The organism is Bifidobacterium sp. LH_230 (assembly GCF_056357555.1).
Genome location: NZ_JBKEWJ010000021.1, coordinates 13,554 through 36,353 on the forward strand (window position 1 = coordinate 13,554; position 22,800 = coordinate 36,353).

Consider the following 22,800-nt stretch of genomic DNA (forward strand, 5'->3'; position numbering starts at 1 on the left):
CAGCAGAGCGTTGAACTCAACGGTTGCAGTGTATCCAGTCATCGTGGCGAACCTCCTTTCGGTATCGAACGAAACCACCGAGCTGTGTGCTCGACTGGTTCCACACGATAGGAGCGGCCGCCGCGGCGAACCAGCGCATGTTCACTATGTGACCCGGACTTACGCGGCCTTGGGCGTGAGCGCGGCGGCGATGAGCACGGCCACGATCGCGACCATGAGCAGCGCGACGTATCCGGCCGACATCACGGCGATCACGCCAAGGCAGCACGCGATCACCGTGCCGTAGGTCGTCGCCACGTTGAGCACGGCGAGATAGCGCGCGTTGTCACGCGGATCGGGGATCGACTCGGCGACGACGTCCTGATTGAACACGTCGTACAGGCCGAACGCGCAACCGGTCAGCAGACCGTACACGAACAGTCCCACGTTGATGACCGTCGGCGCCAACAGAATGCCCAGCACGAGCGGAATCACGATCGCCGCGGCGTACACCGCGCACGCCACGATCACGACGACGCGCGTGGCCACGTTCTTCTCCTCGCACCACTCGCTGAGCCACTCGGACCAACCGGCCGCAAGGCCCGCGCCGATGCACACGCCAAGCGCGATCACCAGCATCGCCGAGCACACCGGCAGGATCGCCGGCGCGGACGTCGCGACGGAACGCGCGTCCATCAGCCACGCGGCGAGCACGTAGTGCCGCACGATCATCCACTGGAACACGGTCATCAGACCGACGCCGGTCATCATGCAGATGCGGGCGAAGTACGCACGGCGGAACGCGGCGTTCTCATCGCCGGCCGGCAGCTTGAACATCGCGGCGAGCGCCGGACGGGAGTTGAACTTGACGGACGCGATCGACTCGCTGGAGCCTTCCTTCGGCCACACGAGCAGCGTCACGACCGTGCACAGGATGAACGCGAGCGCGGTCAGGCCGAACGGCAGATCGCCACCCAGCGCGAGTCCGCCCGCGCCGAGCGCGACGCCGAGCATCTGACCGACCATGAGGCCGACGCCACGCCAGCGCATCGCATGTTCGCGGAACTTGTCGGGCAGTCGTTCGCCGAACGCGGCGGCGAGCGGCGCGGCGAGCATGGCGTAGGTGATTTGCAGCAGCAGCCAGAAGAACAGGATGGCACCGGCGGAACCGAGGGCGCCGAGCGGCAGCGTGAACAGCGCGCTGAGCAGACCGCCCGCGATGATCCACGGGGTGCGGCGGCCGAACTGCGTGCGCGTATGGTCGGAGTGGACGCCGATGACCACGTTGGCCAGCAGACCGACGATCGAGCCGAGCGCGACGATGAGCGCGAGCCACGGCAGCGGGGCGATGCCGGCGATGTGGGCGGATTCCGCGGCCGCGGCGCCGGTCGCGGCACGATGGTCGAACGGGCTGCCGTACAGACGGTCGATGAGGGCCGGCAGGGCAACCATGTTGAGCATCGCCCACGGCAGGGTGCGCAGCAGCGCGGCGAGCGTGAAGGCGACGGTGAGACGGTGGACTTCCGGCTTGCTGGGCTTGGTGCCGTCGGCGGCGACCATCGGGTCGCGCATGTCGAGGAACGCGGACGATGCGTCGGCGATCGGCGTGGGCGCGACGGCGGTGGCCACGGCGGGCGAGCCGGCGGTGGACATGCGCACGGCCTGCGTTTCGGCGTGGGCGGCGGAGTCGTCGGGCTTTTCGCGTTCGATGCGGACGGCGAGGCGGGCGATGGCCTTCTTGTCTTCGGGGGTGAGCGCCTTGTCGAGGTCCGGGCGGTCGTCGATGCCGGGGCGGATGTAGATCTGTCCGGGCAGCGGCTTGGGCTGCGGCGGGGTCTGCGGCTCCTGCGGCGTGGATTGCGGATTGGACTGACTGTCGGTCATGGTTCGTCTACCTCTCCCTGATGTCTTGCCGGACATAATGCGTTGGGTGTTTCACCCCCTCAGTCAGCTGCGCTGACAGCTCCCCCTTCAGGGGGAGCAGAGAAAAGGAACAGCCGCACCACGTCTGGTAAATGCCGTGTCTGTTTCGCAATGGTCCGGTCATTTCGAGCGAGGCATAGCCGAGCCTAGAAATCCTTCACAGCCACTGGCCGGCAAGAGATTTCTCCGCTCGCGGCTCTCGGTCGACATGACACATGCGTTGCGAACATCCGTTTACGTGTTTCTCTCTACGCAGATATGGTAGTGGTCAGCAGATACAGCCCGGCCAGGGCCAATCAGATCGCTCTCCCCCACTGAACTGTCCGAATCCGCCCACTTACACAAAAAGTGGGCATTTACCTACCACGAAAAAGCCAAAATCGAGGTTTTCGTGGTAGGTAAACACCCACTTACGAATATCTGGTAGGCGAGCACCCACTTATGGCGTCCGCGAACACCCACTTACGAGGCTGATCGAACCGATATTGTCCGCGTTTGCCCACTTAACTGTCCGCAATCGCCCGCTATCTCGTCCGCAATCACCCACTTACACGAAAGTGGGCGTTCACCTACCACAAGCGGCCATCCTCAACGGCCTGTTCGTGGTAGGCAAACACCCACTTACGGGATGGATGGGAGGAAAGGAAGGGAAGGGAAAGGAAGAATCGACCGACTACTTCACGTTCTTGATGCGCATGATGAGCCAGGCGGCGATCAGCACGATCACGATCGCGACGATGAACACCACCGAGTACGCGACCGGCGGGGTCTGGGTCACGCCGAGCACGGACTTGACGATGACGACGATGAGCGAGGTCATCGCGGTGCCGATCACGGTGGACAGCGTGTTGGCGAGGTTCAGGATGCCCAGATCCTTGCCGGCCTCCTCCGGGTTCGGCAGCACGGACACGTTGAGCGCCTGGTCGATCGCGTTGTAGGTGCCGTAGCCGAGGCCGGCGATGCCCGCGAACAGGTACATGCCCATTTCGGAGCGGAACAGCAACGGCATAAGCGCGCCGACCGCGAACAGGCAGCTGGCGAGCGCGACCGGGAGCTTGCGCATGCCGAGCTTGTCGGTGACCGGACCGGCGAACACGGCGGAGATCAGCGAGACGACGAGCGTGATGAGGGACATCGTGACGATCACGGATGCGGCCTTGTTCTTGGAGTCGGGGTCGCCGGCGAAGACGTAGTCCTGCGCGATGAACAGCTGGTAGGTGTTGATCATCCAGTAGCCGCCCATCATCAGGGTGCGGCCGGCGAGCGCATAGTAGAAGTCCGGCGCGTTCTTCGGCGGACGGAAGCTGAGCAGCACGGACTTGGCGGTGACGGCCTCGCGGGCCTCGTCCTGATTCGCCTTCTCGCGTGGCCAGATGATCACGACGACGATGCCGCACAGGCCGAAGATGACCAGACCCATCATCCAGCCGGTGAAGATGCCGGCGTCGCCGTTCCTGAGCAGCTGTGCGCCGACGAACGAACCGATGGTCTGACCGGCCACGATGCCGGCACCGTAGAAGCCGGCGACGGTGCCGCGGAACATGTCGGGCACGCGGTCGGACATGGTGGCGACGTACGGGGCGAGCATCATGTTGTAGCCAAGCTGGGCAAGGCTCCACAGCAGGATGATCATGACATGCGTGTGGACAAATGCGATCGCGCCGATCGACAGGCCTGTCACGATGCCGCCGGCGATGATCCACGGCGTGCGCTTGCCGAAGCGCGAGCGGGTCAGGTCGGAGAACGTGCCGAAGATGATGTTCGCGAACAGGGCGACGATCGAGCCGATGCCGTTGATGAGGCCGAGCATCGGTTCCTTGCTGGCTGCGTCGATGCCTTCGAGCACGGCCGGCAGGATGATGGAGCTCAGCGCGACCCACGGGATGGCGCAGGCGACTGCGGAGATGGTGAAGCCGACGCCGAGGCGGATGACTTCTGCTTTGGTTGGACGGTGACCGTCGGCGGATACCGCCGGGTCGTGCACGACTGCTGTGCTCGCCATAATTATCCCCTTTTTGATAACTACGTTGATAACTGCGTTGTTTGAGATTGTCTGGGGTTTGGTTGGGAGTCACATCACGTCGCTCGCCGTCCTCGCCGCACGGCTTATATTGTATCGAACCGGTTCGACTCGGTCAAACTCGAACAGGTTCGACACGCCGCCGCTGTTTCCCAGGCGCCTTCCCGCACATTCCCACCTGTAACACCCCTCCGCTCCCGGGCTTACGGCCGTTCCAGCCCCCGCAAACGGCCGTAAGCCCGGGGCCGGAAACCAACACACCCTCCGGGCATACACCCCGCCCGGGCTTACAGTCCACTCAGGCATACACTCCTCCCGGGCTTACGGCCGGTTTCCACGTCACAACCGGCCGTAAGCCCGGGGAGCCGAACCGGAAACCACACACCTTCCCGGGCTTACGGCCATTTCCCGCACCGCAAGCGGCCGTAAGCCCGGGAACGTTCCGAAAATCCGCGCGCCTTCCCGGGCTTACGGCCGGTTTGCGCCCCGGAACCGGCCGTAAGCCCGGGAGGAAAACGGTCAGCGCGTGGTATCGCCGACGTGCAGGCTCAGCGGGATCAGATCGGACGTAGCGCCGACCATGCCGGCAGCATCAGCCGCCCCATCGCCGCTTTCCTGCTCGATCAGACCGATCATGCGGTCGGCGACGGCCGTAGCGATCGCATCGAAATCCTGACGCACCGCAGTCAGCCGGATGCCCGCGGCCCCGGCCATATACGTACCGTCGTACGCGATGATCTGCACGTCGTCCGGCACGCGCAACCCGCAGCGCAACGCGGCCTGCACCGCATACGCCGCGCCCAGATCCGAACTGACGATCGCGTCCACCGCGCCTTCGCCGCGAACGCGAACCCTCTCCCGATCACCATCGCCGGACTCGCCGGCAGCCGTGTCGTCCCGCGCGTCGTCGGTCATCGCGAACCAGTCGACCACGTGCCACGCGGCCACCGCATACCCCTCGAAATCACTGACTTCACCGGCCTCCACGTAGTCGCAGCGCACGCCGGCCGCGGTCAGCTCGCGCTCCAGCGTCAGGTAGTACCGGACAGTCGGGAAGGTCATGTCCCGCACGCCGTCCCCCACGGTGTCCGCACCGCCCGCCGCGAGATCGTGGAACTGCGAGCGCGGCCCGCCAATCATCACGACGTGCTTCGCGCCGGATCGGATGAACTGTTCGGCGATCATGCGCCCGCCCTGCTCGTGGTCCGAGCCGACCGCCGGGATGCCCGGGCCGAGGTAACGGTCGAACGCGACGACCGGCCGGCCGATCGAAGTCCAGTAGTCGGCCGGATGCGCGGTATGCGAGGCCATGACCAGACCGTCCATCATGTGCCGGCGCAGCATGTCAACGTATTCGGACTCACCCTTGTCGGAGTCGGAGGTCGAGCACAGCATCGTACGCAGGCCGCGTTTGGAGAACTCGCGCTGCAGCACGGACGTGAACGTGGCGAAGAACGGGTGGCGGATGGTCGGCACGATCACGCCGATCATGTTCGTGCGGTCGCGGTACAGGTTGCGGGCCAGCTCGTTGGGGATGTAGTTGAGCGACTGCATCGCCTCGGTGACGCGCTCACGCATGTCGTCGGACACGTATCCGGTGCCGTTGACCACCAGCGACACCGTGCTCAGGGACACCCCGGCCTTTTTGGCCACGTCACGCATGCCTACCACGGCACACCGCCTTTCCGCATCGAAATCTCGCGCGGCTCCCCGACTTCGGGGGCCGCCTCAATGCACTCCTCGATTATTCTACTCGAATACATCGAACCGGTTCGCTGGTGGCGGGTGACGAGAGTGGAACGAAACGAAACAGATGCGTCACGCCTGCGTGGCCGCGATGCAGAACCAGCCGGCGGCCACGCACAGCAGCGGCACGACGATCGTCAGCGCGCAGTACAGCGCCGCCATGCCGAACCGCTCTTTGCGGGCGAGCGAGACCATCTCGTTGATCGCGGTCGAGAACGTCGAGAAGCCGCCAAGGAAGCCGGTGACGAACAGCAGGTACGTGGACTGGTCGACGGTCTGGTATGCGTAGGCCGCGGCCGCGATGCCTGCGCAGAACGTGGCGATCACGTTGATCACGAACGTGGACATCGGGAACGCGCGGTTCCACCAGCGCTGGATGGAGGTGTTCAGAATGAAGCGGGTCACCGCGCCCACGCCGCCGCACGCGGCCACTGCAAGGAACGTCAGCATTTCGGGTGGGCCTCCCCTCGCATCGGGTCCGCGACCATCTGGATTTCGTCGGTCACCGGGTCCGGTTCGAACGACGGGACGAACGTGGTGGCGGACGACGTGTCGATCGACTGGTTGTCGGCTGCGGATGCCGGGTCGACGGACGACTGGCCGATCGCAGATGCGACCGACGCGGCGGATGCCGACGAAACGGACCGTTCGCCGGACTGCGGCTGGCCGTAGTCGCCGGACGGTGCGGACGATCGTGCGATATGCGATCCGTCGCCGCGGTCGATCTGCTCGTGCAGCGCCTTGACGGCATGCTTGGCCGCGAGCGACAACGCCATCTTCGTGCCGATCCACGCGACCAGCAGACCGCACGCGAAACTCACGAGCGTGTAAAACAGGAACCCGCCGATCTGCGTGTTGTGGATCGAGGTCAGGTCTTCGATGGCCATTGCGGACAGCGTCGAGAAGCCGCCGCACATGCCCATGCCGACGCCGCGGCTGGTCAGCTCGCGGGCGCGTTTACGAATCCACGACGCCTGCGACATGTAGGCGCTGAGCGCGGCGAAGATGAAGCACGCGCACATGTTCGCGATGAACGTGGCCGGATGAAACGCATGGAAGAAGCCGCTCGGCGCGGCCGGATTCGGCAGCAGCAGGTTCAGTCCGTAGCGCATGCCGGTGCCGACGAAGCCGCCGACGAAGACGACGAGATACAGCATGCCGTCCGCAAGCGGATTGAAGCGGGCCTGCATGCGTTTCATCGGGGCGAGCGGGATCTGCGGGGGCGCGGGCTGGCCTTTGCCGAGGATCGCGACGATGGGGTGACCGGAGGACGCGTTGACGCGGGTCGACGCGAATTCCTGGGTCGTGGGGGCCGGGTCGGCGGACGCGGAAACGCCGGACGGATCGTTCGTTGTCTCGCCCGTAGTGGGCTGCGAGTTGACCTCGTCGGCCGGCGTTTCGGACGACTGCTGCGGCTCGGTGCTCTCCCCTGTCATTTCGAGCGAAGGCCGAAGGCCGGAGTCGAGAAATCTTTCTTCCGGGGCGGACGTAGCGCCATCGGGAGAGATCTCTCCGCTCGCTTCGCTCGGTCGAGATGACAGGGAAGAGTCAGCATCCGTCTCCCCCTCGGGCATGACCGGCTTGAAAATCGGCATCTCAAGCGACGGCAGTTCCTCGTCGGTCATGTCTCCCTCTCCATCTTCAAGTACTACGAACGCGTCGTCAGCACATCAATCAGATACGTACCGCATCGACCAGTAAGCGTCGGACGCAATGTGCATTGTATCGAACGCAACGTGCCGGACAGTAACCCCTTCAGCCAGCTTCACCGGCGGCTCCCCACGAGAGGGAGCCATACCGTGGCCAATCAGTCGATCAGCGAGTGCACGGAGATGATGTGGTCGCGCTGCGGGCCAGTGCCGATCGCGGAGATGCGGCAGTTCGACAGCTCCTCGAGACGCTTGACGTACGCCTGGCAGGTCGCCGGCAGGTCCTCAAACGAGTGGACGGCGGAGATGTCCTCGCTCCAGCCCGGCATCGTCTCGTAGATCGGCTTCGCGGCAGCGAACGCGGCCTGGTCGGTCGGCATGTCGTCGTACCGCTCGCCGTCCACGTCGTACGCGACGCAGATCGGGATCTCCTTGAGGCCGGTGAGCACGTCCAGCTTGGTCAGGACGATGTCGGTCAGGCCGTTGACCTGGCTCGCGTAACGGTTGACGACCGCATCGAACCAGCCGCAGCGGCGCGGACGGCCGGTCGTCACGCCGTACTCATGGCCCTGCGCGCGCAGCCAGTCGCCGGACTCGTCGAACAGTTCGGTCGGGAACGGGCCTTCGCCCACGCGGGTCACGTATGCCTTGGAGACGCCGATCACGCGGTTGATCTTGGTCGGGCCGACGCCGGTGCCGGTGCACGCGCCGCCCGCGGTCGGGTTGGAGGACGTGACGAACGGGTACGTGCCGTGGTCCACGTCGAGCATGGTGGCCTGCGCGCCCTCGAACAGAACGGTCTTGCCCTCGTCAAGCGCCTTGTTCAGAATGAGCCCGGTGTTGGCGACGTACGGCTTCAAACGCTCGCCAAGCGCGAGCAGCTCGTCGGTGGTCTGGTCGACGTCGATGGCGCGGCGGTTGTACAGCTTGACCAGGATCTGGTTCTTCTGGTGCAGGCTGGCCTCAACCTTGTCGTGCAGATGGTCGGCGTTGAACAGGTCGTGCACGCGGATGCCGACGCGGTTGATCTTGTCGGCGTAGGCCGGGCCGATGCCACGGCCGGTGGTGCCGATCTTGTGCTTGCCGAGGAAGCGTTCGGTGACCTTGTCGAGCACGCGGTGGTACGGCGCGATGACGTGCGCCGCCTCGGAGACGAGCAGGCGCGAGCAGTCGACGCCGCGCGACTGCAGGCCGTCGATCTCCTCGAAGAGGACTTCCGGATCGACGACGACGCCGTTGCCGATCACCGGGGTCACGTTCGGGCTGATGATGCCGGACGGCAGCAGGTGCAGCGCGTAGGACTCGTTGCCGACGACGACGCTGTGTCCCGCGTTGTTGCCGCCGTTGAAGCGCGCGACATAATCGACCTTCGTTCCGATCAGGTCGGTCGCCTTGCCCTTGCCTTCGTCGCCCCACTGAGCGCCGATCAACACGATTCCAGCCATAACGTACCTCCGCCACATCGCCTTATTCTGCCGACGAACAGGTTACCCTATCGCCTCTACCCGCCGTGTAAACGGCCCGCGCTGCGGACGGAGCATTGAACCTCTCGGCGCCCCCGGCCCGTCCACGCAAGGGCCTCGGGAGCCGTCCGCGTTCACCAAACCGGAATGTCGCCGCCTTTGAACAGCTTGTTGATGAGCTCCTTGACGTTGTCCTGATGATAGGCCTTGATGATCTTCTGGAAGTCGGGGTTGTCCTTGTCTTCCGTGCGGGCGACGATCAGGTTGATCCACGGCTTGTTCAGCGGGTCCTTGGGGTCCGGCTTGACGGTGAAGATCGCATCGGTGACGGGATTTTTGCCGTAGTCCACGACGGCGTCGGCGTTGGCGATGCCGATGGCCGCGCTGGACAGCGACGGCATGACCATGTTCTTGTCGACCGGCGTGATCTTGAGATGCTTCGGATTGGACGTGATGTCGTCCTCGTGGGCGTAGATGCCCTGCGTCGGCTTGTCCTTGGCCGGGTCGATCGTGATGAGTTTGGCAGCCTGCAGCGTCTCCAGCGCACGGCCGATGTTCACCGGGTCGTTGGGGATGAGCACCGTGTCGCCGTCCTTGATTTCGGAGACGTTCTTGAGTTTGTCGGAGAAGATGTTGAGCGGGCTGATGATGGTTTCGGCGATGGGCGTGAACTTGTAGCCCTTCTCCTTGATCTCGCCGTTGAGGAATGCATAGTTCTGCTGCGCGGACAGGTCGACCTCCTTCTGGTTGAGGGCCTGGTTGCCGTATATGCTCTTTTCGACGGACACCGTCTTGACCTGAATGCCGGCCTTCTCCTTCTTGAGGTTCTCGTTGATGAGCTTCCAGACCGGATCGAAACCGGTGCCGCTGATGCTCACCTTGATGATCGTGTTACCCTGCGCGTCCTTGCCGGCGTCGGCCGTTCCGCATCCTCCAGCCAGCAGCAGTCCCGCGACGGACAGCAGGGCCGCCGCCGTTGCCAGCGCACGGCGAATACCGTTGCTCCGCATATGTATCCCCTTCTTGTTCGTTGTATTCGCTGCGATCATTGCGTCCGCAGCGAGTGATTCCCCGTTCATGTCGTCGCATCCGTTACTTCTACTTCATATGGCCGTTTCGCGAGGTGTGTTCGTGCATGTGCCCGACTTCATTGGCACCGATGATGGACCGAACCGGCGTGACCCGATCGACGCGCCCCACTATATGCACCTCGTCACAGACGACACCCGCATAGATTATCGGTAATTCTTATATGCGGTTATATGTTCGAATATCGGTCTGAACAGAAGGTGAATTACAGGGATTATCGTTAGCTTCTTCGCACATGACAGCACCGTCCGATAGTGGCCTATAAAGAAAACATATATCGATGTAAACCGACGACGAATTTCGCTTGGTATGGTGTGGAACAGCCGACGGACGAGTAGTTGGGGACCCCGCCGGCCAACCGATCCGGTGATCGGCGCAGTCGCATCATTCATTCCGCCCATCACCCATCCCATCAATCTCCGCCGAAAGGACCATCATGGTTTCAGCCGACACTCTCACCGATCAGGAATTCGCGAACGAGTTCGAGACATGGCACAAGGAGAAGGACGACGCGGTCAATGCGCCGCTCGGGTTCCTGTCCATCGTCAGCATCGACTGGCTTGAGGACGGCGTCGAACGCCGACTCGACAACTTCCCCGGAACCTGGCTGGCCGAAGGCAACACCGTCACCTACACGCCCGAGGACGGCATCATCGTCAAGATCAACCTGCTCAAGCTCTCCAGCCCACGCATCTTCACGGTGCCCGGCGACGAGGACGCCAACGTGGTGAAGATCGACTTCGGCGACCTTCAGGCCGAACTCATCAAACGCGTCGGCGGTCTCAACAAGTATGCGGTGCGCGTACGCGACCCCAACTCCCCGCTGCGCCGCAACTTCCGCGGCACCCCGCACTACGCGCCAAGCCGCGCGTGGGTGGTGCCGGCGTCCTATAAGCCGTTCGACCGGTCCTACACCGAAACGGTGGGCGCATCCATGGCGAACCTGCAGCATATCGAGAAAGTGGTCGGCGAGCTCACCGTCACCATCGACGGCAAAGACTATGCGTTGAAGGTGTTCCAAGCCAACACGCATGGTCAGGGCCTAGTGATCTTCCGCGACGCCACGTCCGGCAAGGAGACCTACGGCGGCGGGCGTATCCTGCGATTCCCGATCACCGATTCCGCGAAGGTCACCGAAATCGACTTCAACCGCGCGACGCACTACTTCTGCGCGTACACGGATTTCTGCACCTGCGAGATGCCTCCGCTGGAGAACACGCTGCCCGTGGCCGTGACCGCCGGCGACAAGATTCCCTACGAGCGCCTGTAGCCGGCGCGCGAACGGTATCGTCCGTATTCACGAAACGCACTTACGAAAGGCGGGATCATGCTCAAGCTCATATCACCGGACGCCGGCACCGAGCAGGCGGTGATGGAGTTCCGCAGGGAATTCATCGACCGGGGCGAGCGCATCAGCGGCGGCGTCGGACTGGAACATGCCGAGGACTACGGGCGCTGGCTCGCCGGCGACTATCCGCCGCATTACGGTAAGGTCTGGGAGCAGGTGTTTCTGGCAGTGGACGCGGCCGACAATCCGTCGGATGGCAGGCCGCATATCGTCGGCATCTCCGACATCCGTCTGGAACCGAACGATTTCATCGATCATTTCGCCGGCCGGATCGGCTATAGCGTACGCCCGTCCGACCGCGGTCGCGGATACGCGAACGAGATCCTGCGACTCACCCTGCTCAAGGCGCGAGAGCTGGGATTCCCGCGCATCCTGGTCACCTGCAACCAGACGAATGTCGCCTCGGCGAAGGTGATCGAAAGGAATCACGGCGTGCTCGAAGCCGTCGTGCCGCACCCCGGATTCCCCGACGTACGCCGTTACTGGATCGATTTGGCCTGAATTGCGCGGACGGCATTGCGCCGATGGGCAATGCGATCATCTGCGTCTCCCTGCGATCGCTCTCGGCCCGGCGGTGCCGACCGCATGTCGCATGCGTGCGTCTCGGCGACGAGCGGGATAATGGTGACGGGATCCGCACGGTCGATACCGACTCGTGACGGCACCGACCGACGTCGCGTCAACCGGACCGCGTCGACCGAGGCAAGGGGGCATCATGACCGTTCCGCAACCGCCAGATCGGCAGACGAACCGGCAGCGCGGCGACGGCGACGCATCGCAGCCGCAGTCGTTTCCGCCGAAGCGAAATTCCGCACGACCGCAGTCATTCGCACCCGAGCGGTCGCGGGAACCGATCGAGGAGCTGTCGTTCGCGGGAGCCGCGCGGCCGTCGCGCGTGCCGTATTCGTCGCTGGACGACTTTGATGCGGGCAACGCGGGCAATCCGAACAATCCGCGCCGGTCGCGACTGTGGCTGCGCGTGCTGGTCGGCGGGCTCGTCGCGGCGCTGCTGATTTCGGGCGGTGGGGCGACGTGGTGGATGTGGGACACACGCTGGCGACCGATCGACGTGACCGTGGACAGCGGCACCGGTAACGAGAACGTTCGCACGCATATCGGCGCGACGGTGAACGTGCTGTTGGAGAACAACGGTTCCTTCGGACGTAAGCCGGGTCGTCTGCTCGCGATAGATGGCTCGGTGATTGACGAGACGGGCGGCAAACCGGTCGACGTCACGATCGGAGGGAAGGAGATTCCGGTCGGCGAACGATCGCAGATCACGGTTCCCGAGCACGCCGACATCACGGTCGCGGATGGCGACGACGTGACCGAATCGCACACCGTGCGTCACGATACGGTCGAATACAGTACCGACAACGTCAACCTGACCGGCGTCATCCAACGGTTCGCACAGGCCGGCAAGAACGGTACGCGCGAGGTCTGGGTCGGGTCGAAGTCCGGCATCGAAGTCGACAAGGGCGTGATCGAACAGCCGGTGGAGATGATCGTCGAATCGTTCAATCCGCGGCCGTCCGGTCGCAAGGTGATCGCGCTGACGTTCGACGACGGGCCGAGCCAGTACAGCGACAAGGTGCTCGACGTGCTCAAGGAGAAGAAGGCGAAGGCCACGTTCTTCGACCTCGGAGAGCAGGCGCTGGCATGGCCGGCCGTGGAAAAGCGCATGGCGGCCGAGGGGCATCAGGTGGCGAGCCACAGCAACACGCATCCGAACATGCCCGATTTGAGCGAGGACGAGATGCGGGCCGACATCACGGACGGGTTCGCGAACATCAAGGCCGCGTCGGGTGTGAACACGACGGTGTTCCGTTCGCCGTACGGCGCGTTCGGGGTGAAGCAGTGGGCGGCGGCCGGAGATCTGATCGGCATGAACGTGCTGTGGGACATCGATACCGAGGATTGGAAGCTGCCCGGCGCGAACGCGATTCACGACGCGGTGCTGGACAATGCGCACAACGGCGCGATCGTGTTGATGCATGACGGCGGCGGCGATCGTTCGCAGACCGTCGAGGCGCTGCCGAAGATCATCGACGACCTGCGCAAGGCCGGCTACGAGTTCGTCACCATCGACCAGCTCATCAAGCTCAGCGGCAAGTGATCGTGACCACGCCGTGACCACAGTGCGTTCACGCTAAGTCCGCAGTGCGCGCAATGTTGTCAAATTGTTCTCAAATCGCAGCATCCACGCCGCCTAAAACCAAAAGAACCGTTGGAATTCCAACGGTTCTCAGTGGAGCGAATGACGGGAGTCGAACCCGCCTCTACAGCTTGGGAAGCTGTCGTTCTACCGATGAACTACATTCGCGTTGCGTCACGTTTGCGCGAGACACAAGTGGTTAGTATAGCAGACACCAACGGCATGTTCTCGACCACTCCGTCATTTCGGCCGAGCGAATCTCCTCACCCTGTCATTTCGACCGAGCGAAGCGAGCGGAGAAATCTTTCTTACCGTTCATCACGAGAATTTGCCGACGGTTCACATGGAGTTGGACAGGTTGCCATATCGTTTTTCCACAATGGTATGGAATGTATTCCACGTCATAAGGAACAACGGAATGTCCAGCCATGACAGCACGCCCACCGGCACGACCGCCGCAGACGAACCCTCCGATATCATCCCGTTCGACCGCTGCCCCAATGCGCGCATCGCCGCACGCCGAACCGGCGGCGAACCGTGGCTGATCCGTTCCGCCGCACCCGACGACTTGACCGCAACGGACGAAACCAGTCTGCGCAACCTCGGCGTCTCCGCCATCGTGGACCTGCGAGAACCGGACGAAGGACACCCGCGCCGTTTCGACGGCATCACCACCGTTTCCGCGCCGATCTATCGTCTGCCGGACGGCGCGCCGCGCACCGGCACGCTCGAAGGCATCTACGAATTCATGCTCACCCATCGCAGCGCCCAACTCGCGCGTGCGGTCGCCGCCATCGCCGACACGCCAGGCGCCGCGCTCGTGCATTGCAGCATCGGCAAGGACCGCACCGGACTGGTCGTCGCGTTGGCACGGCTTGCCGCCGGCGATGCGAGAGACGAGATCATCGCAGACTACGCACGATCCGCCGCGCATCTCGGCGAACGCATCCGTCGACAAACCATCGCCGAGGTCGACCATGACGCGCCTCGCGAGCCCGAACATACGGCCACGTTGCGCATGCGGCTCGATAGCCCGGCAAGCATGATGGCCGAAATCTGCGACTGGCTCGACGCACGCGGCGGCGCGGCGCAATATCTGGAACGCAACGGTCTGACGGCGGCGCAACTGGCCGCGCTGCGCGGGAAAAACAGGCCCGGCGCAATGGTCTCACCACATCCCATCGCACTGTCGACTTCGGCCGCAACGACCCCAGCCACACGCACGGACGAGACCGCCCGCCCGCGCCTGACGATCCTGCATCTGTCGGACCTGCACGCGACGTTGCCCGACGATCCGCTGTTCGGGCATGTCGACTCGTTGCGAACGTTGCCGCTGGTGCCACGATATCTGCGATCGTTGGCAGTGCAGCCCGATGTAATCGTCGTGAGCGGCGATCTGGTACACCATGACGTGCGCGCGTACCGGCGCACGGCCGAGGCGTTGCAACGGCTGGCCGACGAGATCGGCGCGCCGCTGTGCGTGGTTCCGGGCAATCACGACGATGTGGCCGAGGCCGCGGATGCGCTGGAACAATACACTGCAGCCATGTTCGTGCCCGACGTGGCGCAGATCAACGGCTACGACCTGCATCTGCTGGACAGCAGCGAGGGATATGTGACGAACGCTGCGCTGACTGACTTGCGCGAACGGTTGCATCACAGGGACGCCGCACCGGCCGTGCTGGTACTGCATCACAGTCCGGTGGAGTCGCTGCTGCCGGGGCTGCGCAACGTCAACCTACGCAATCCCGGCGCGCTGGCCGATGCGGTCGCCGGCGCGGACGTGCGGCTGATCCTTGCCGGGCATTTCCATCACGCGATGCAGGCCACGTTCGCCGGAGTGCCGGTGTCGGTCGCGCCGTCGATGGCGTACGAGCAGCGGATGGATGTCGGGACCGGATTGGTGGAGGGACGGTCCGGTGCCGCGTTCAGCATCGAGGAGCTGGACGCGGATGGGCTGCGCGTGACGACCGTGCCGATCAGCCTGTCCGATGATGTACTGTTCTCCGTGCCGGCCGGCACGTCGACCCATCCGAGCCATCATCTTCGCTGACCGAACGTGAATGGCCGGTGGCGATGAGGCCGCTCACCGCCACCGGCCATCTTCTATGCCCGCTCGTCGGCCCCGTCGAGATAGAACCGGCCCTGCGATACATTCAACGACACGCTGTCTCCGGTCTTCGGCGCGATGCCAGGCACCGCGCACCGGAATTCCAGCCCGTTCCAGTCCACAACGACCGTGTTCATCACTTGCCCGTACAGCGACGCGGACACGACCGGAACGGACTGCCCACTAGCAGCATCGGAAACGTCCGTCGCCGCGCTCAGCGTCACCGCGTGCGGGGACACCGCCAGCACGCCGTGCCCCCACGCGCGCTGCACGTCGACATGGTCGATCGGCACGGTCAGCGGCAGTGCGTCCGCGCGGAACCCATGCTCGTCGCACACGCCCGGCACCAGCGTCGCATCGCCGAGGAACGCGGCGACCATCGGACACGACGGCCGCTCCAGCAGCTCACGCGGCGTGCCGATCTGCCGCACCCGACCGTGGTCGAGGATCACGATGCGGTCGGCCAGGGCGAGCGCCTCGCCGCGGTCGTGTGTCACGTGCACGGCGGTCAGATGCAGCTGCGAGGTCATATGCTTCAGCTCGATGCGCAGCGTTTCGCGCAGCGGTTCGTCCAGCGCGGACAATGCCTCGTCGAGCAGCAGCATGCGCGGCTCGGCCACCACGGCACGCGCGATCGCGACGCGTTGCCGCTGCCCGCCCGACAGCTCGCCGGGATCACGGTCCGCGAACCCGGCCAACCCGACCATCGCGAGCGCGTCCGCAACCCGTTTCGCGCGTTCAGCACGCGGCACACGCGCCTGTACGAGCGGATACGCCACGTTCTGCCCGACGCTCATATGCGGCCATATCGCGTGCTGCTGGAACACCATGCCCAAGTGCCGGCGTTCGGGCGGCACGTCGACGCGAGGCGAGGACGCGGAAACGGTCTCGCCGTTCATACGTATGCTGCCGGACGTCGGTTGCAGGAATCCTGCGATCGTACGCAACAGCGTCGTCTTGCCGGAGCCGGACGGTCCGATCAACACCATGAATTCGCCGGGACGTACGGCGAGGCTCACGTCGTCGAGACCGAGGTTGCCGTTGCCGTATCGCACGGTGACGTGGTCGACGTCGAGCGCGGCCGCGGTATCGGCAGCGGTACCATCATCCGCAATATCGGCGGAATCGACAGCGGTGTTGGCAGTAACGTTCGCAATATCAGTATTCGCAGCAACGTTCGCAGTCCTGACAGTCATAGTCATCGTCCTCTCATGACGTTCGTGACCGTACGCAGCGCGGCAAGCCCCACGACGGTGATGATCAGCGACAGCGCGGCCGCCGCATTGTATGAACCGGCCTGCTGCAGGCTGAACACGACCACGCCGAGCGTCTGCGCGTCCGGCGCAAGCAGCAGCGACGAGATCGTCAGCTCGCGCACGGCGGTGAGCACGACGAGCATCGCGCCGGTCACTGCGGCGGACGCGCCCATCCGCCAGATCACGTCGCGCATCGCAGTCAGCGGCGACGCCCCGCTGATGCGCGCCGCGTCCACGAGCGCGTCCGGAATCGCCTTGAGCGGAGCCTCGACGGTCTGCACCACGAGCCCGACGAACGCGGTCACGTACGCGGCGAGAATCACCCACGGCGTGTTGAACAAGCCGATATGCGGCGCGAGCAGCAGCCAGCCGACCGCGATGATCAGGCCGGGAATCGACTGCGGCAGCAACGCGACGCTGCCGAGCGCATGGTCGCCGCGACGATGCGAGCGCGCGGCGAGCGAGCCGATCGCCATGCCGACGATGCCGCAGACCACGCCCGCGCCGACCGACAGGAACAGCGACGTGGTCAGGCCGAGCATCGTGGTCGGGCTGGCGAACGCCTCACGGTAGCTGTCGAGCGTGAGGTTGGACCACGTGAGCGGGATGCCCGGCGCGGCCAGCAGCGACTGCGATGCGAGCGCGAACGTTGGCAGTACGGTGATCGCCAGTCCCGCCGCCCACAGGACGGCCGCGACCGGCAACCGTCCGCGCAGCCGCAGCGGCATCGCACCGGCCGCTCGCGGTGCGAACGTTACCGTCCGTTGCGGAATGCGTTTGACGGCGGTGAGCGCAAGCATGGTCACGGCGAGCATCATGATGCCGATGCCGGCGACGACCTGCAGCGGATTGTCGACCGAGCCGGACTGCACGTACCGGTAGATCAGCGTGGCGAGCGTGGTGTAGCGTTCCGGCGTGCCGACGATCGACGGGATGCCGAAATCGGCGAGATTGCCGACGACCTGCAGAATGAACGCGCTCAGCGCGGCCGGTGCGACGAGCGGCAGCGTGACCGTGCCGAGCACGTGGATCGGTCCGGCGCCGCTGATGCGCGCGGCCTCCTCCAGTTCGGCCGGAACGCGATCGAGCGCGACCGCGATCATCAGGTAGGCGACCGGGTAGCCGTGCAGCGCGAGCAGGAAGATGACGCCGTCCGCGCCGTACACGTTCCACAGCGCGTGGCCGAACCATTGCGTCCACTGCATGTTGATCGGGCTGGCCGGGCCGAACACGCCGGTCCATGCGATCGCGCCGATGAACGGCGGCACGAGCAGCGGCGTGAGCAGGATCAGCCGTAGCGCGCCGCGACCGGGCAGGTCGGTGTGTTCGACGAATACGGCGAGCGCGAGCGCGACGAGAGTGGCGATGACGGCGGCGGTCAGCGAGGAGACGGCGCTGTTGACGGCCGCGTCGAGCACGTCGCGGTTGAGCACTTCGGTGCCGCGCCACGAGAGGATGCCGTACAGGGCGATCGCGCCGAGCGGCATGACGATGAACAGCAGGCAGAACACCCATAGCACGACGCGAAGCGTCCCAAGCGTGTGCCCGGGGCGCTTCGCTCGCGTGGCCGATGAAGCCGACAGCGTCATATCGGATATCGATTCAACTCGGTGAGGTCAGCCGACGTTCGCGGTGAACGACTTGAGCGCCGCTTCCTTGGTCTTGGTCACCGTCGCAAGATCGGGGTTGAGCAGCTTGATCTTGTTCAGATCGGGCGCGCCTTCCGGGCTGCCGGCGTCGTCGCGCACCGGCAGGTAGTTCTGCTTGACGGCGAGCTTCTGGCCGCGCACGCTGAGCACGTAGTCGATGAACGCCTGGGCGGCCTTCTCGTTCTTCGTGGACTTGAAGATGCCGATCGGCTCGGAGACGAACGGCACGCCTTCGGACGGGTAGGAGACGGCGACCGGCGAACCCTTGGCCTTGAGATCGCGGATCAGATAGTCGACTACGACGCCGACCGGCTGCGTGCCGGATGCGACGGCCTGCGAAACCGGACCGTTGCTGTCGGCGATGACCGGCTTGTTCTTGCCGAGTTCGGTGAACCACTGTTCGCCGAGGTTCTTGTCGAGGTACCAGACGGCAGCGTTGTAGGCGGCCGCGCCGGAGACGGACGGGTTCGGCATGACGATCTTGCCGTTGTACTGCGAGTCGGCGAGCGCCTTCCACGAGTCGGGCGCGGTCTTGATCGCGTTCGTGTTGTACGCGATGACGGTCGGGATGACGCGCGTGCCGGTGTAGTAGCCGTCGGCGTCGGTCACGCCGTCGATGAGCTTGTCGGCGTCCTTGGGCGTGTACTTGGCGAGCGAATCGGACTTCTTGTACTTCTCGAACGTGGACGCGTCGGCGGCCCACAGGATGTCGGCCTTCACGCCGCCGTTGGCCTGTTCGGATTCGATGCGCGCGTTGAGGTCGCCGGTGCCGGCGCGGAAGGACTGCACCTTGACGTTCGGTTCGACCTGGTTGAAGTCCTTGATGAGTTCGTCGAGCTTGTTCTGCGGCTCGGAGGTGTAGACGGTGATGGTGCCGCTGAGCGAGGTGTCGGCCTTGGAGGCCGAGTCGTTGCCCGCGGCGACGGTGTTCGTGTTGGCCGAGGCGCTGCCGCAGCCGGAAAGCACCATCAGTGCCGCAAGCGCACCTGCGGCGAGAGTGGTGATCGTACGGATCTTCATGATGTTGCCTTTCCCCTCACAAGGTTTTCCGGAATTCCATAAGTCACGAAATGAATTCCACTTATGATTATCCGCGGCAACACGTCGTGCTCCTGACGGGGAAACGACCGACAGACGACAGTCAGTTGAACAATCGGGGAACGCCCGCCCGGACTACTCGCCCGCCCGATGCAGGTCCTCGGCGTCGCTGACGGAATCGGCGATGACCTCACGCGGCGCATCGCCGGCATCGGCGTGCGACGACCGTGCGATCGTCATACGGCACAACGCCTGCAGCAACACCATCTCGGCCACGCGATCCGCACCCGGATCGATGTTGTGCGCCTGCGGCATCACGCCGGTCACCAACACCGGATCCGCGATCTCGGCCAACGGCGAGCGCGCGAAATTCGTCACCGCCACCACCGCGGCACCGCGCTCACGGGCCAGACGGCAGGTGTTGAGCGTATGCGTGTTCGCACCGGAATAACTCACCGCCAGACACACATCGCCGGCAGACAGCGTGTGCGCGCAGAACTGCTGGCTGGTCACATCCGCAGGAAACTGCACAGGCAGTCCCGCCGCAGCCAGACGCAACGCGGCGTCCCGCAGCGGGGGCGCGGAGAACCCGGTCGCCGCGCACAGGACCCGCCCCGCATCGGCCAACATGTCGGCGGCCCGGCCGACCGACGCCTCGTCCACGGTTTTCGCAGCGACCGTCAGCGCCGCCATCGCATCGGCGAAGGTGGCGGCCACGGCGGACGCACCGTCACCGGCATATCCCGCATCATGCCGTTGCGCATCATCCGACAGCCGCGCGAACTCCAGCCGGATATGCTGGTACCCGCGGAACCCCACTCGCTGGCACGCGCGCACCACCGTCGACATCGACGTTCCCGCACGCTCGGCCACATCGGCCGTAGACCAGTTCGGCACATCCTGCGGGCGCATGAGCAGCGCGGCGATCACCCGCCGTTCGCTGCCGCCCAGCGCGGGCAACGCGGCACGCAACCTCGCCAACAGCGGCGATGCCGCCGCGCCGCCTATAGTATCGTCAACCATCACTGATCACCGGTCATAACGCGGCGAGGGAATGCCCTGCGCATACCCCGCACCGCCAACGTACGCACCCTGCTGGGCGCGCATCTCCTGGGCCATCTGCATGAGTCGCGCGATGCGCTGCTCGGTCGGCGGATGCGTCGAGAACAGCTTCGACATGCCTTCCGCGGAGAACGGATTCGCGATCATCATCGCCGCGACCGACTGCGTGCCCGCGGTGGCCGGCATCGGATTGGCCTGTGCGCCATACGAGATCTTGTTGAGCGCGGACGCAAGCGCTTCCGGATCGCCGGTCAGTACACTGCCGTCCTCGTCGGCATCGTATTCGCGCGTGCGCGAGATCGCCATCTGGATCAGCGACGCCCCGATCGGCGCGAGAATCGAGCACAGCAACACGCCGATCAAGCCGAGCGCGCCGCCCGAATCACCGTCGCGATCATCGCGCGAACCGCCGCCGAAATACATCAGCGAATAACCGAGGTACGTGATCACCGTGGCCATTGCGGACGCGATCGCGGACGTGAGAATGTCGCGATTGTAGACGTGCATGAGTTCGTGGCCGAGCACGCCGCGGATCTCGCGTTCGTTGAGCATCTGCAGGATGCCCTGCGTGCAGCACACCGCCGCGTGACGTTCGTTGCGGCCGGTGGCGAAGGCGTTCGGGCTCATGGTCGGCGCGATGTAGATGCGCGGCATCGGCTTGCCGGCCTTCGCGCTCAGCTCGCGCACGATGCGGTACAGCGCGGGGGCTTCGGATTCGGATACTTCGCGGGCGTGCATCGACGCGATGGCGAGTTTGTCGGAGAACCAGTAGGAGCCGAACGTGGTAGCCAAGCCGATAAGCATGTATACGCCGAGCGTGCTGCGGCGGCCGCCGGTGGCCCACCAGATCAGCATGATCACTGCCCACATCAGGGCGAAAAGCAGTGTCGTTTTCAGGCCGTTGTAGTGGCCGTGCACTCGCAATTTGCCGTTCATGATCCTCACAGTAAATTCACTATCTGGATGTTGGCTGGAGATTGCCGGATATTGCGGGGCGCATCCGCCACGGGCGTAACGGCACTCATGTGCTATGCGGTCATGGCGGCGGAGTGGATCGTGTCGAGCATGGAGATCAGACCGGTCACGAGATCGTATTCGCCGGCGGCGCTGGTCATGACGGCCAGTATGTAGTCGCCGGAGCCGGAGCGCACGATGCCGGCGTCGTTGAGCGCGTAATAGTCGCCTTCGCCGTTGATCCAGCCGGCTTTGGTGTAGACGGAATACTGGCTGCCGAGCGCCATGTTGATCGTGGAGTTCAGCGTGCCGGAGAATTCGCCGGCAAGCCACTGGCGGGCGGCGGATTCGAGGTCGGTCGCGGTTTGGGTGGTGTTGTCTGAGGATGCGCTCGAGTTGCCGTCCGCTGAGCTGCCGGCCGCATTGTCAGCCGCGCTATCCGAATTGTCGTCCGAAACGAACAGGTAGCCGTATCCCTCGGCCCACATCCGCGCAAGATCGGTCGCGGACATGTTCAGATACGCGCCTTGCGTCACATCCACGCCAACGTTCGCAGTCGTCGCCCACTTCGCGAACGCATCCGAGCCATACGTGTCGTGCAGTTCCTTGTACGCATCGTTATCGGATACGGTGATCGTCTGGTCGATCAGGTACTGCGTGTTGGCGTCGGCATCGGTTTCGGCCGAATACACCGCTTTCAGATCGATCGTTCCGGTCTGGGCCAGCGACAGCACGTACGGGCCCTTGATCGCGGACGCGGAATATCGTTGCGTGCCGGCGTACGAGGCGAGCGCCTTGCCGGACGTCACATCGATCATCACGAACGAGACGCCGTACCCGTACGACGCGAACGTATTCAGCTCGTTCTCCAACTGCACCTGCGTGTCCGGGTCGAGCGTGAAGCCGGCCGTGGAAACCTGCGCGGAACCGTCAAGCTGAGCGATGCCGTTCAATGCCGTTTCGACCGCGGTCGGCTCGGACTGGGCCGCGGCAGCATTCGCATCGGTGGTATCCGAACCGGCATCGGCGGCGCGCTGAGCGGACTCCGCGTCGGCGGTCACGATTGCGGATTCGTCCGCCGCATTGCGCCACAGGTACTGCACGCTGGCGCAGATGACGATCACGACCGCAAGCATCGCGCCGACGACGAGCAGCAGCCGGCGACGATACACCGGCGACTGGGCGAGGTTCGCCGCCCACACGCGCATCATGCGGCGGAATCGGCCGCGGTTGCGGCTGTCGCGACCGCGGTTGGGACGCGGCGGGACCGCCGGTTGGCGATGATGGTTACGTTGCGGCATGGTACTTCCAAGCTGTCGGATAGGGGGATTGCGATGTCCCTTTCAATATACGCGGCGG

The 22,800-nt window shown here is 64.6% G+C and carries 17 protein-coding genes and 1 tRNA gene; 4 read left to right on the forward strand and 14 right to left on the reverse strand.

What is annotated here, in order from left to right; translation table 11 throughout:
* Positions 1-159: 159 nt before the first annotated feature.
* The 7 genes from AC1A0G_RS09650 to AC1A0G_RS09680 all read right to left on the reverse strand — a co-directional run bounded on the left by AC1A0G_RS09650 (position 160) and on the right by AC1A0G_RS09680 (position 9,790).
* Positions 160-1,863, reverse strand: a complete 1,704-nt coding sequence (locus tag AC1A0G_RS09650) for an MFS transporter (RefSeq protein WP_476529293.1) — start codon at positions 1,861-1,863, stop codon at positions 160-162.
* Between the two features lie 712 nt (positions 1,864-2,575).
* Positions 2,576-3,904 carry an MFS transporter gene (locus tag AC1A0G_RS09655; protein ID WP_476506333.1) on the reverse strand — a complete coding sequence of 443 codons (1,329 nt, stop codon included), beginning with the start codon at positions 3,902-3,904 and terminating at the stop codon, positions 2,576-2,578.
* Positions 3,905-4,441: 537 nt separating this feature from the next.
* Positions 4,442-5,593, reverse strand: coding sequence for a LacI family DNA-binding transcriptional regulator (locus tag AC1A0G_RS09660; RefSeq protein WP_476506332.1), 1,152 nt, complete (start codon positions 5,591-5,593; stop codon positions 4,442-4,444).
* A 147-nt stretch (positions 5,594-5,740) separates the two neighbouring features.
* Positions 5,741-6,118, reverse strand: a complete 378-nt coding sequence (locus AC1A0G_RS09665) for a fluoride efflux transporter FluC (protein WP_476529295.1) — start codon at positions 6,116-6,118, stop codon at positions 5,741-5,743.
* Complete coding sequence (locus AC1A0G_RS09670; protein WP_476529297.1) at positions 6,112-7,293, reverse strand: fluoride efflux transporter FluC; 1,182 nt, start codon at positions 7,291-7,293, stop codon at positions 6,112-6,114. Before AC1A0G_RS09670 ends, AC1A0G_RS09665 begins: the two co-directional genes overlap by 7 nt.
* 182 nt (positions 7,294-7,475) lie before the next feature.
* Positions 7,476-8,762 (reverse strand): adenylosuccinate synthase, encoded by a 1,287-nt coding sequence (locus AC1A0G_RS09675; protein ID WP_214372712.1) that lies wholly within the window; start codon positions 8,760-8,762, stop codon positions 7,476-7,478.
* Positions 8,763-8,914: 152 nt separating this feature from the next.
* Positions 8,915-9,790: a MetQ/NlpA family ABC transporter substrate-binding protein gene (locus tag AC1A0G_RS09680; RefSeq protein ID WP_476529299.1), complete on the reverse strand. Its 876-nt coding sequence runs from the start codon at positions 9,788-9,790 to the stop codon at positions 8,915-8,917.
* A 515-nt stretch (positions 9,791-10,305) separates the two neighbouring features.
* On the opposite strand from AC1A0G_RS09680, the gene AC1A0G_RS09685 reads away from it, so the two are divergent.
* The 3 genes from AC1A0G_RS09685 (at position 10,306) to AC1A0G_RS09695 (ending at position 13,333) form a co-directional block, all read left to right on the forward strand.
* Positions 10,306-11,139, forward strand: coding sequence for a DUF1684 domain-containing protein (locus AC1A0G_RS09685; RefSeq protein ID WP_476529300.1), 834 nt, complete (start codon positions 10,306-10,308; stop codon positions 11,137-11,139).
* A gap of 57 nt (positions 11,140-11,196) precedes the next feature.
* Complete coding sequence (locus AC1A0G_RS09690; protein ID WP_476529301.1) at positions 11,197-11,718, forward strand: GNAT family N-acetyltransferase; 522 nt, start codon at positions 11,197-11,199, stop codon at positions 11,716-11,718.
* 214 nt (positions 11,719-11,932) lie between these two features.
* Positions 11,933-13,333 carry a polysaccharide deacetylase family protein gene (locus AC1A0G_RS09695; RefSeq protein ID WP_476529303.1) on the forward strand — a complete coding sequence of 467 codons (1,401 nt, stop codon included), beginning with the start codon at positions 11,933-11,935 and terminating at the stop codon, positions 13,331-13,333.
* 133 nt (positions 13,334-13,466) lie between these two features.
* Here AC1A0G_RS09695 and AC1A0G_RS09700 read toward each other — a convergent pair.
* A tRNA-Gly gene (locus AC1A0G_RS09700) sits at positions 13,467-13,540 on the reverse strand.
* 250 nt (positions 13,541-13,790) lie between these two features.
* On the opposite strand from AC1A0G_RS09700, the gene AC1A0G_RS09705 reads away from it, so the two are divergent.
* Positions 13,791-15,425, forward strand: a complete 1,635-nt coding sequence (locus tag AC1A0G_RS09705) for a tyrosine-protein phosphatase (protein ID WP_476529305.1) — start codon at positions 13,791-13,793, stop codon at positions 15,423-15,425.
* Positions 15,426-15,478: 53 nt separating this feature from the next.
* Here the strand turns inward: AC1A0G_RS09705 and AC1A0G_RS09710 are convergent, their stop codons facing one another.
* The 6 genes from AC1A0G_RS09710 to AC1A0G_RS09735 all read right to left on the reverse strand — a co-directional run bounded on the left by AC1A0G_RS09710 (position 15,479) and on the right by AC1A0G_RS09735 (position 22,742).
* Complete coding sequence (locus tag AC1A0G_RS09710; protein ID WP_476529307.1) at positions 15,479-16,678, reverse strand: ABC transporter ATP-binding protein; 1,200 nt, start codon at positions 16,676-16,678, stop codon at positions 15,479-15,481.
* Between the two features lie 2 nt (positions 16,679-16,680).
* On the reverse strand, positions 16,681-18,327 hold the full coding sequence (locus AC1A0G_RS09715) for an ABC transporter permease (protein WP_476529309.1): 1,647 nt from the start codon (positions 18,325-18,327) through the stop codon (positions 16,681-16,683).
* A 27-nt stretch (positions 18,328-18,354) separates the two neighbouring features.
* Complete coding sequence (locus tag AC1A0G_RS09720) at positions 18,355-19,407, reverse strand: ABC transporter substrate-binding protein (protein WP_476529311.1); 1,053 nt, start codon at positions 19,405-19,407, stop codon at positions 18,355-18,357.
* Positions 19,408-19,560: 153 nt separating this feature from the next.
* The gene (locus AC1A0G_RS09725; RefSeq protein WP_476529313.1) at positions 19,561-20,448 is read right to left on the reverse strand and encodes a MurR/RpiR family transcriptional regulator; all 888 of its coding nucleotides are present in this window, start codon (positions 20,446-20,448) and stop codon (positions 19,561-19,563) included.
* Between the two features lie 6 nt (positions 20,449-20,454).
* The gene (htpX, locus tag AC1A0G_RS09730) at positions 20,455-21,423 is read right to left on the reverse strand and encodes a zinc metalloprotease HtpX (RefSeq protein ID WP_476529315.1); all 969 of its coding nucleotides are present in this window, start codon (positions 21,421-21,423) and stop codon (positions 20,455-20,457) included.
* A gap of 92 nt (positions 21,424-21,515) precedes the next feature.
* A complete protein-coding gene (locus AC1A0G_RS09735; protein ID WP_476529317.1) occupies positions 21,516-22,742 on the reverse strand; it encodes a serine hydrolase in 1,227 nt (408 codons plus the stop codon).
* Positions 22,743-22,800 lie beyond the last annotated feature (58 nt).

Excerpts from the sequence above, each read along its gene's own strand:
- AC1A0G_RS09665 (WP_476529295.1), bottom strand. The coding sequence starts at position 6,118 with ATGCTGACGTTCCTTGCAGTGGCCGCGTGCGGCGGCGTGGGCGCGGTG.
- AC1A0G_RS09720 (WP_476529311.1), bottom strand. The coding sequence starts at position 19,407 with ATGAAGATCCGTACGATCACCACTCTCGCCGCAGGTGCGCTTGCGGCA.
- AC1A0G_RS09685 (WP_476529300.1), top strand. The coding sequence starts at position 10,306 with ATGGTTTCAGCCGACACTCTCACCGATCAGGAATTCGCGAACGAGTTC.
- AC1A0G_RS09675 (WP_214372712.1), bottom strand. The coding sequence starts at position 8,762 with ATGGCTGGAATCGTGTTGATCGGCGCTCAGTGGGGCGACGAAGGCAAG.
- AC1A0G_RS09710 (WP_476529307.1), bottom strand. The coding sequence starts at position 16,678 with ATGACTGTCAGGACTGCGAACGTTGCTGCGAATACTGATATTGCGAAC.
- AC1A0G_RS09695 (WP_476529303.1), top strand. The coding sequence starts at position 11,933 with ATGACCGTTCCGCAACCGCCAGATCGGCAGACGAACCGGCAGCGCGGC.
- AC1A0G_RS09735 (WP_476529317.1), bottom strand. The coding sequence starts at position 22,742 with ATGCCGCAACGTAACCATCATCGCCAACCGGCGGTCCCGCCGCGTCCC.
- AC1A0G_RS09680 (WP_476529299.1), bottom strand. The coding sequence starts at position 9,790 with ATGCGGAGCAACGGTATTCGCCGTGCGCTGGCAACGGCGGCGGCCCTG.
- AC1A0G_RS09650 (WP_476529293.1), bottom strand. The coding sequence starts at position 1,863 with ATGACCGACAGTCAGTCCAATCCGCAATCCACGCCGCAGGAGCCGCAG.
- htpX (WP_476529315.1), bottom strand. The coding sequence starts at position 21,423 with ATGAACGGCAAATTGCGAGTGCACGGCCACTACAACGGCCTGAAAACG.
- AC1A0G_RS09655 (WP_476506333.1), bottom strand. The coding sequence starts at position 3,904 with ATGGCGAGCACAGCAGTCGTGCACGACCCGGCGGTATCCGCCGACGGT.
- AC1A0G_RS09670 (WP_476529297.1), bottom strand. The coding sequence starts at position 7,293 with ATGACCGACGAGGAACTGCCGTCGCTTGAGATGCCGATTTTCAAGCCG.
- AC1A0G_RS09705 (WP_476529305.1), top strand. The coding sequence starts at position 13,791 with ATGTCCAGCCATGACAGCACGCCCACCGGCACGACCGCCGCAGACGAA.
- AC1A0G_RS09715 (WP_476529309.1), bottom strand. The coding sequence starts at position 18,327 with ATGACGCTGTCGGCTTCATCGGCCACGCGAGCGAAGCGCCCCGGGCAC.
- AC1A0G_RS09725 (WP_476529313.1), bottom strand. The coding sequence starts at position 20,448 with ATGGTTGACGATACTATAGGCGGCGCGGCGGCATCGCCGCTGTTGGCG.
- AC1A0G_RS09690 (WP_476529301.1), top strand. The coding sequence starts at position 11,197 with ATGCTCAAGCTCATATCACCGGACGCCGGCACCGAGCAGGCGGTGATG.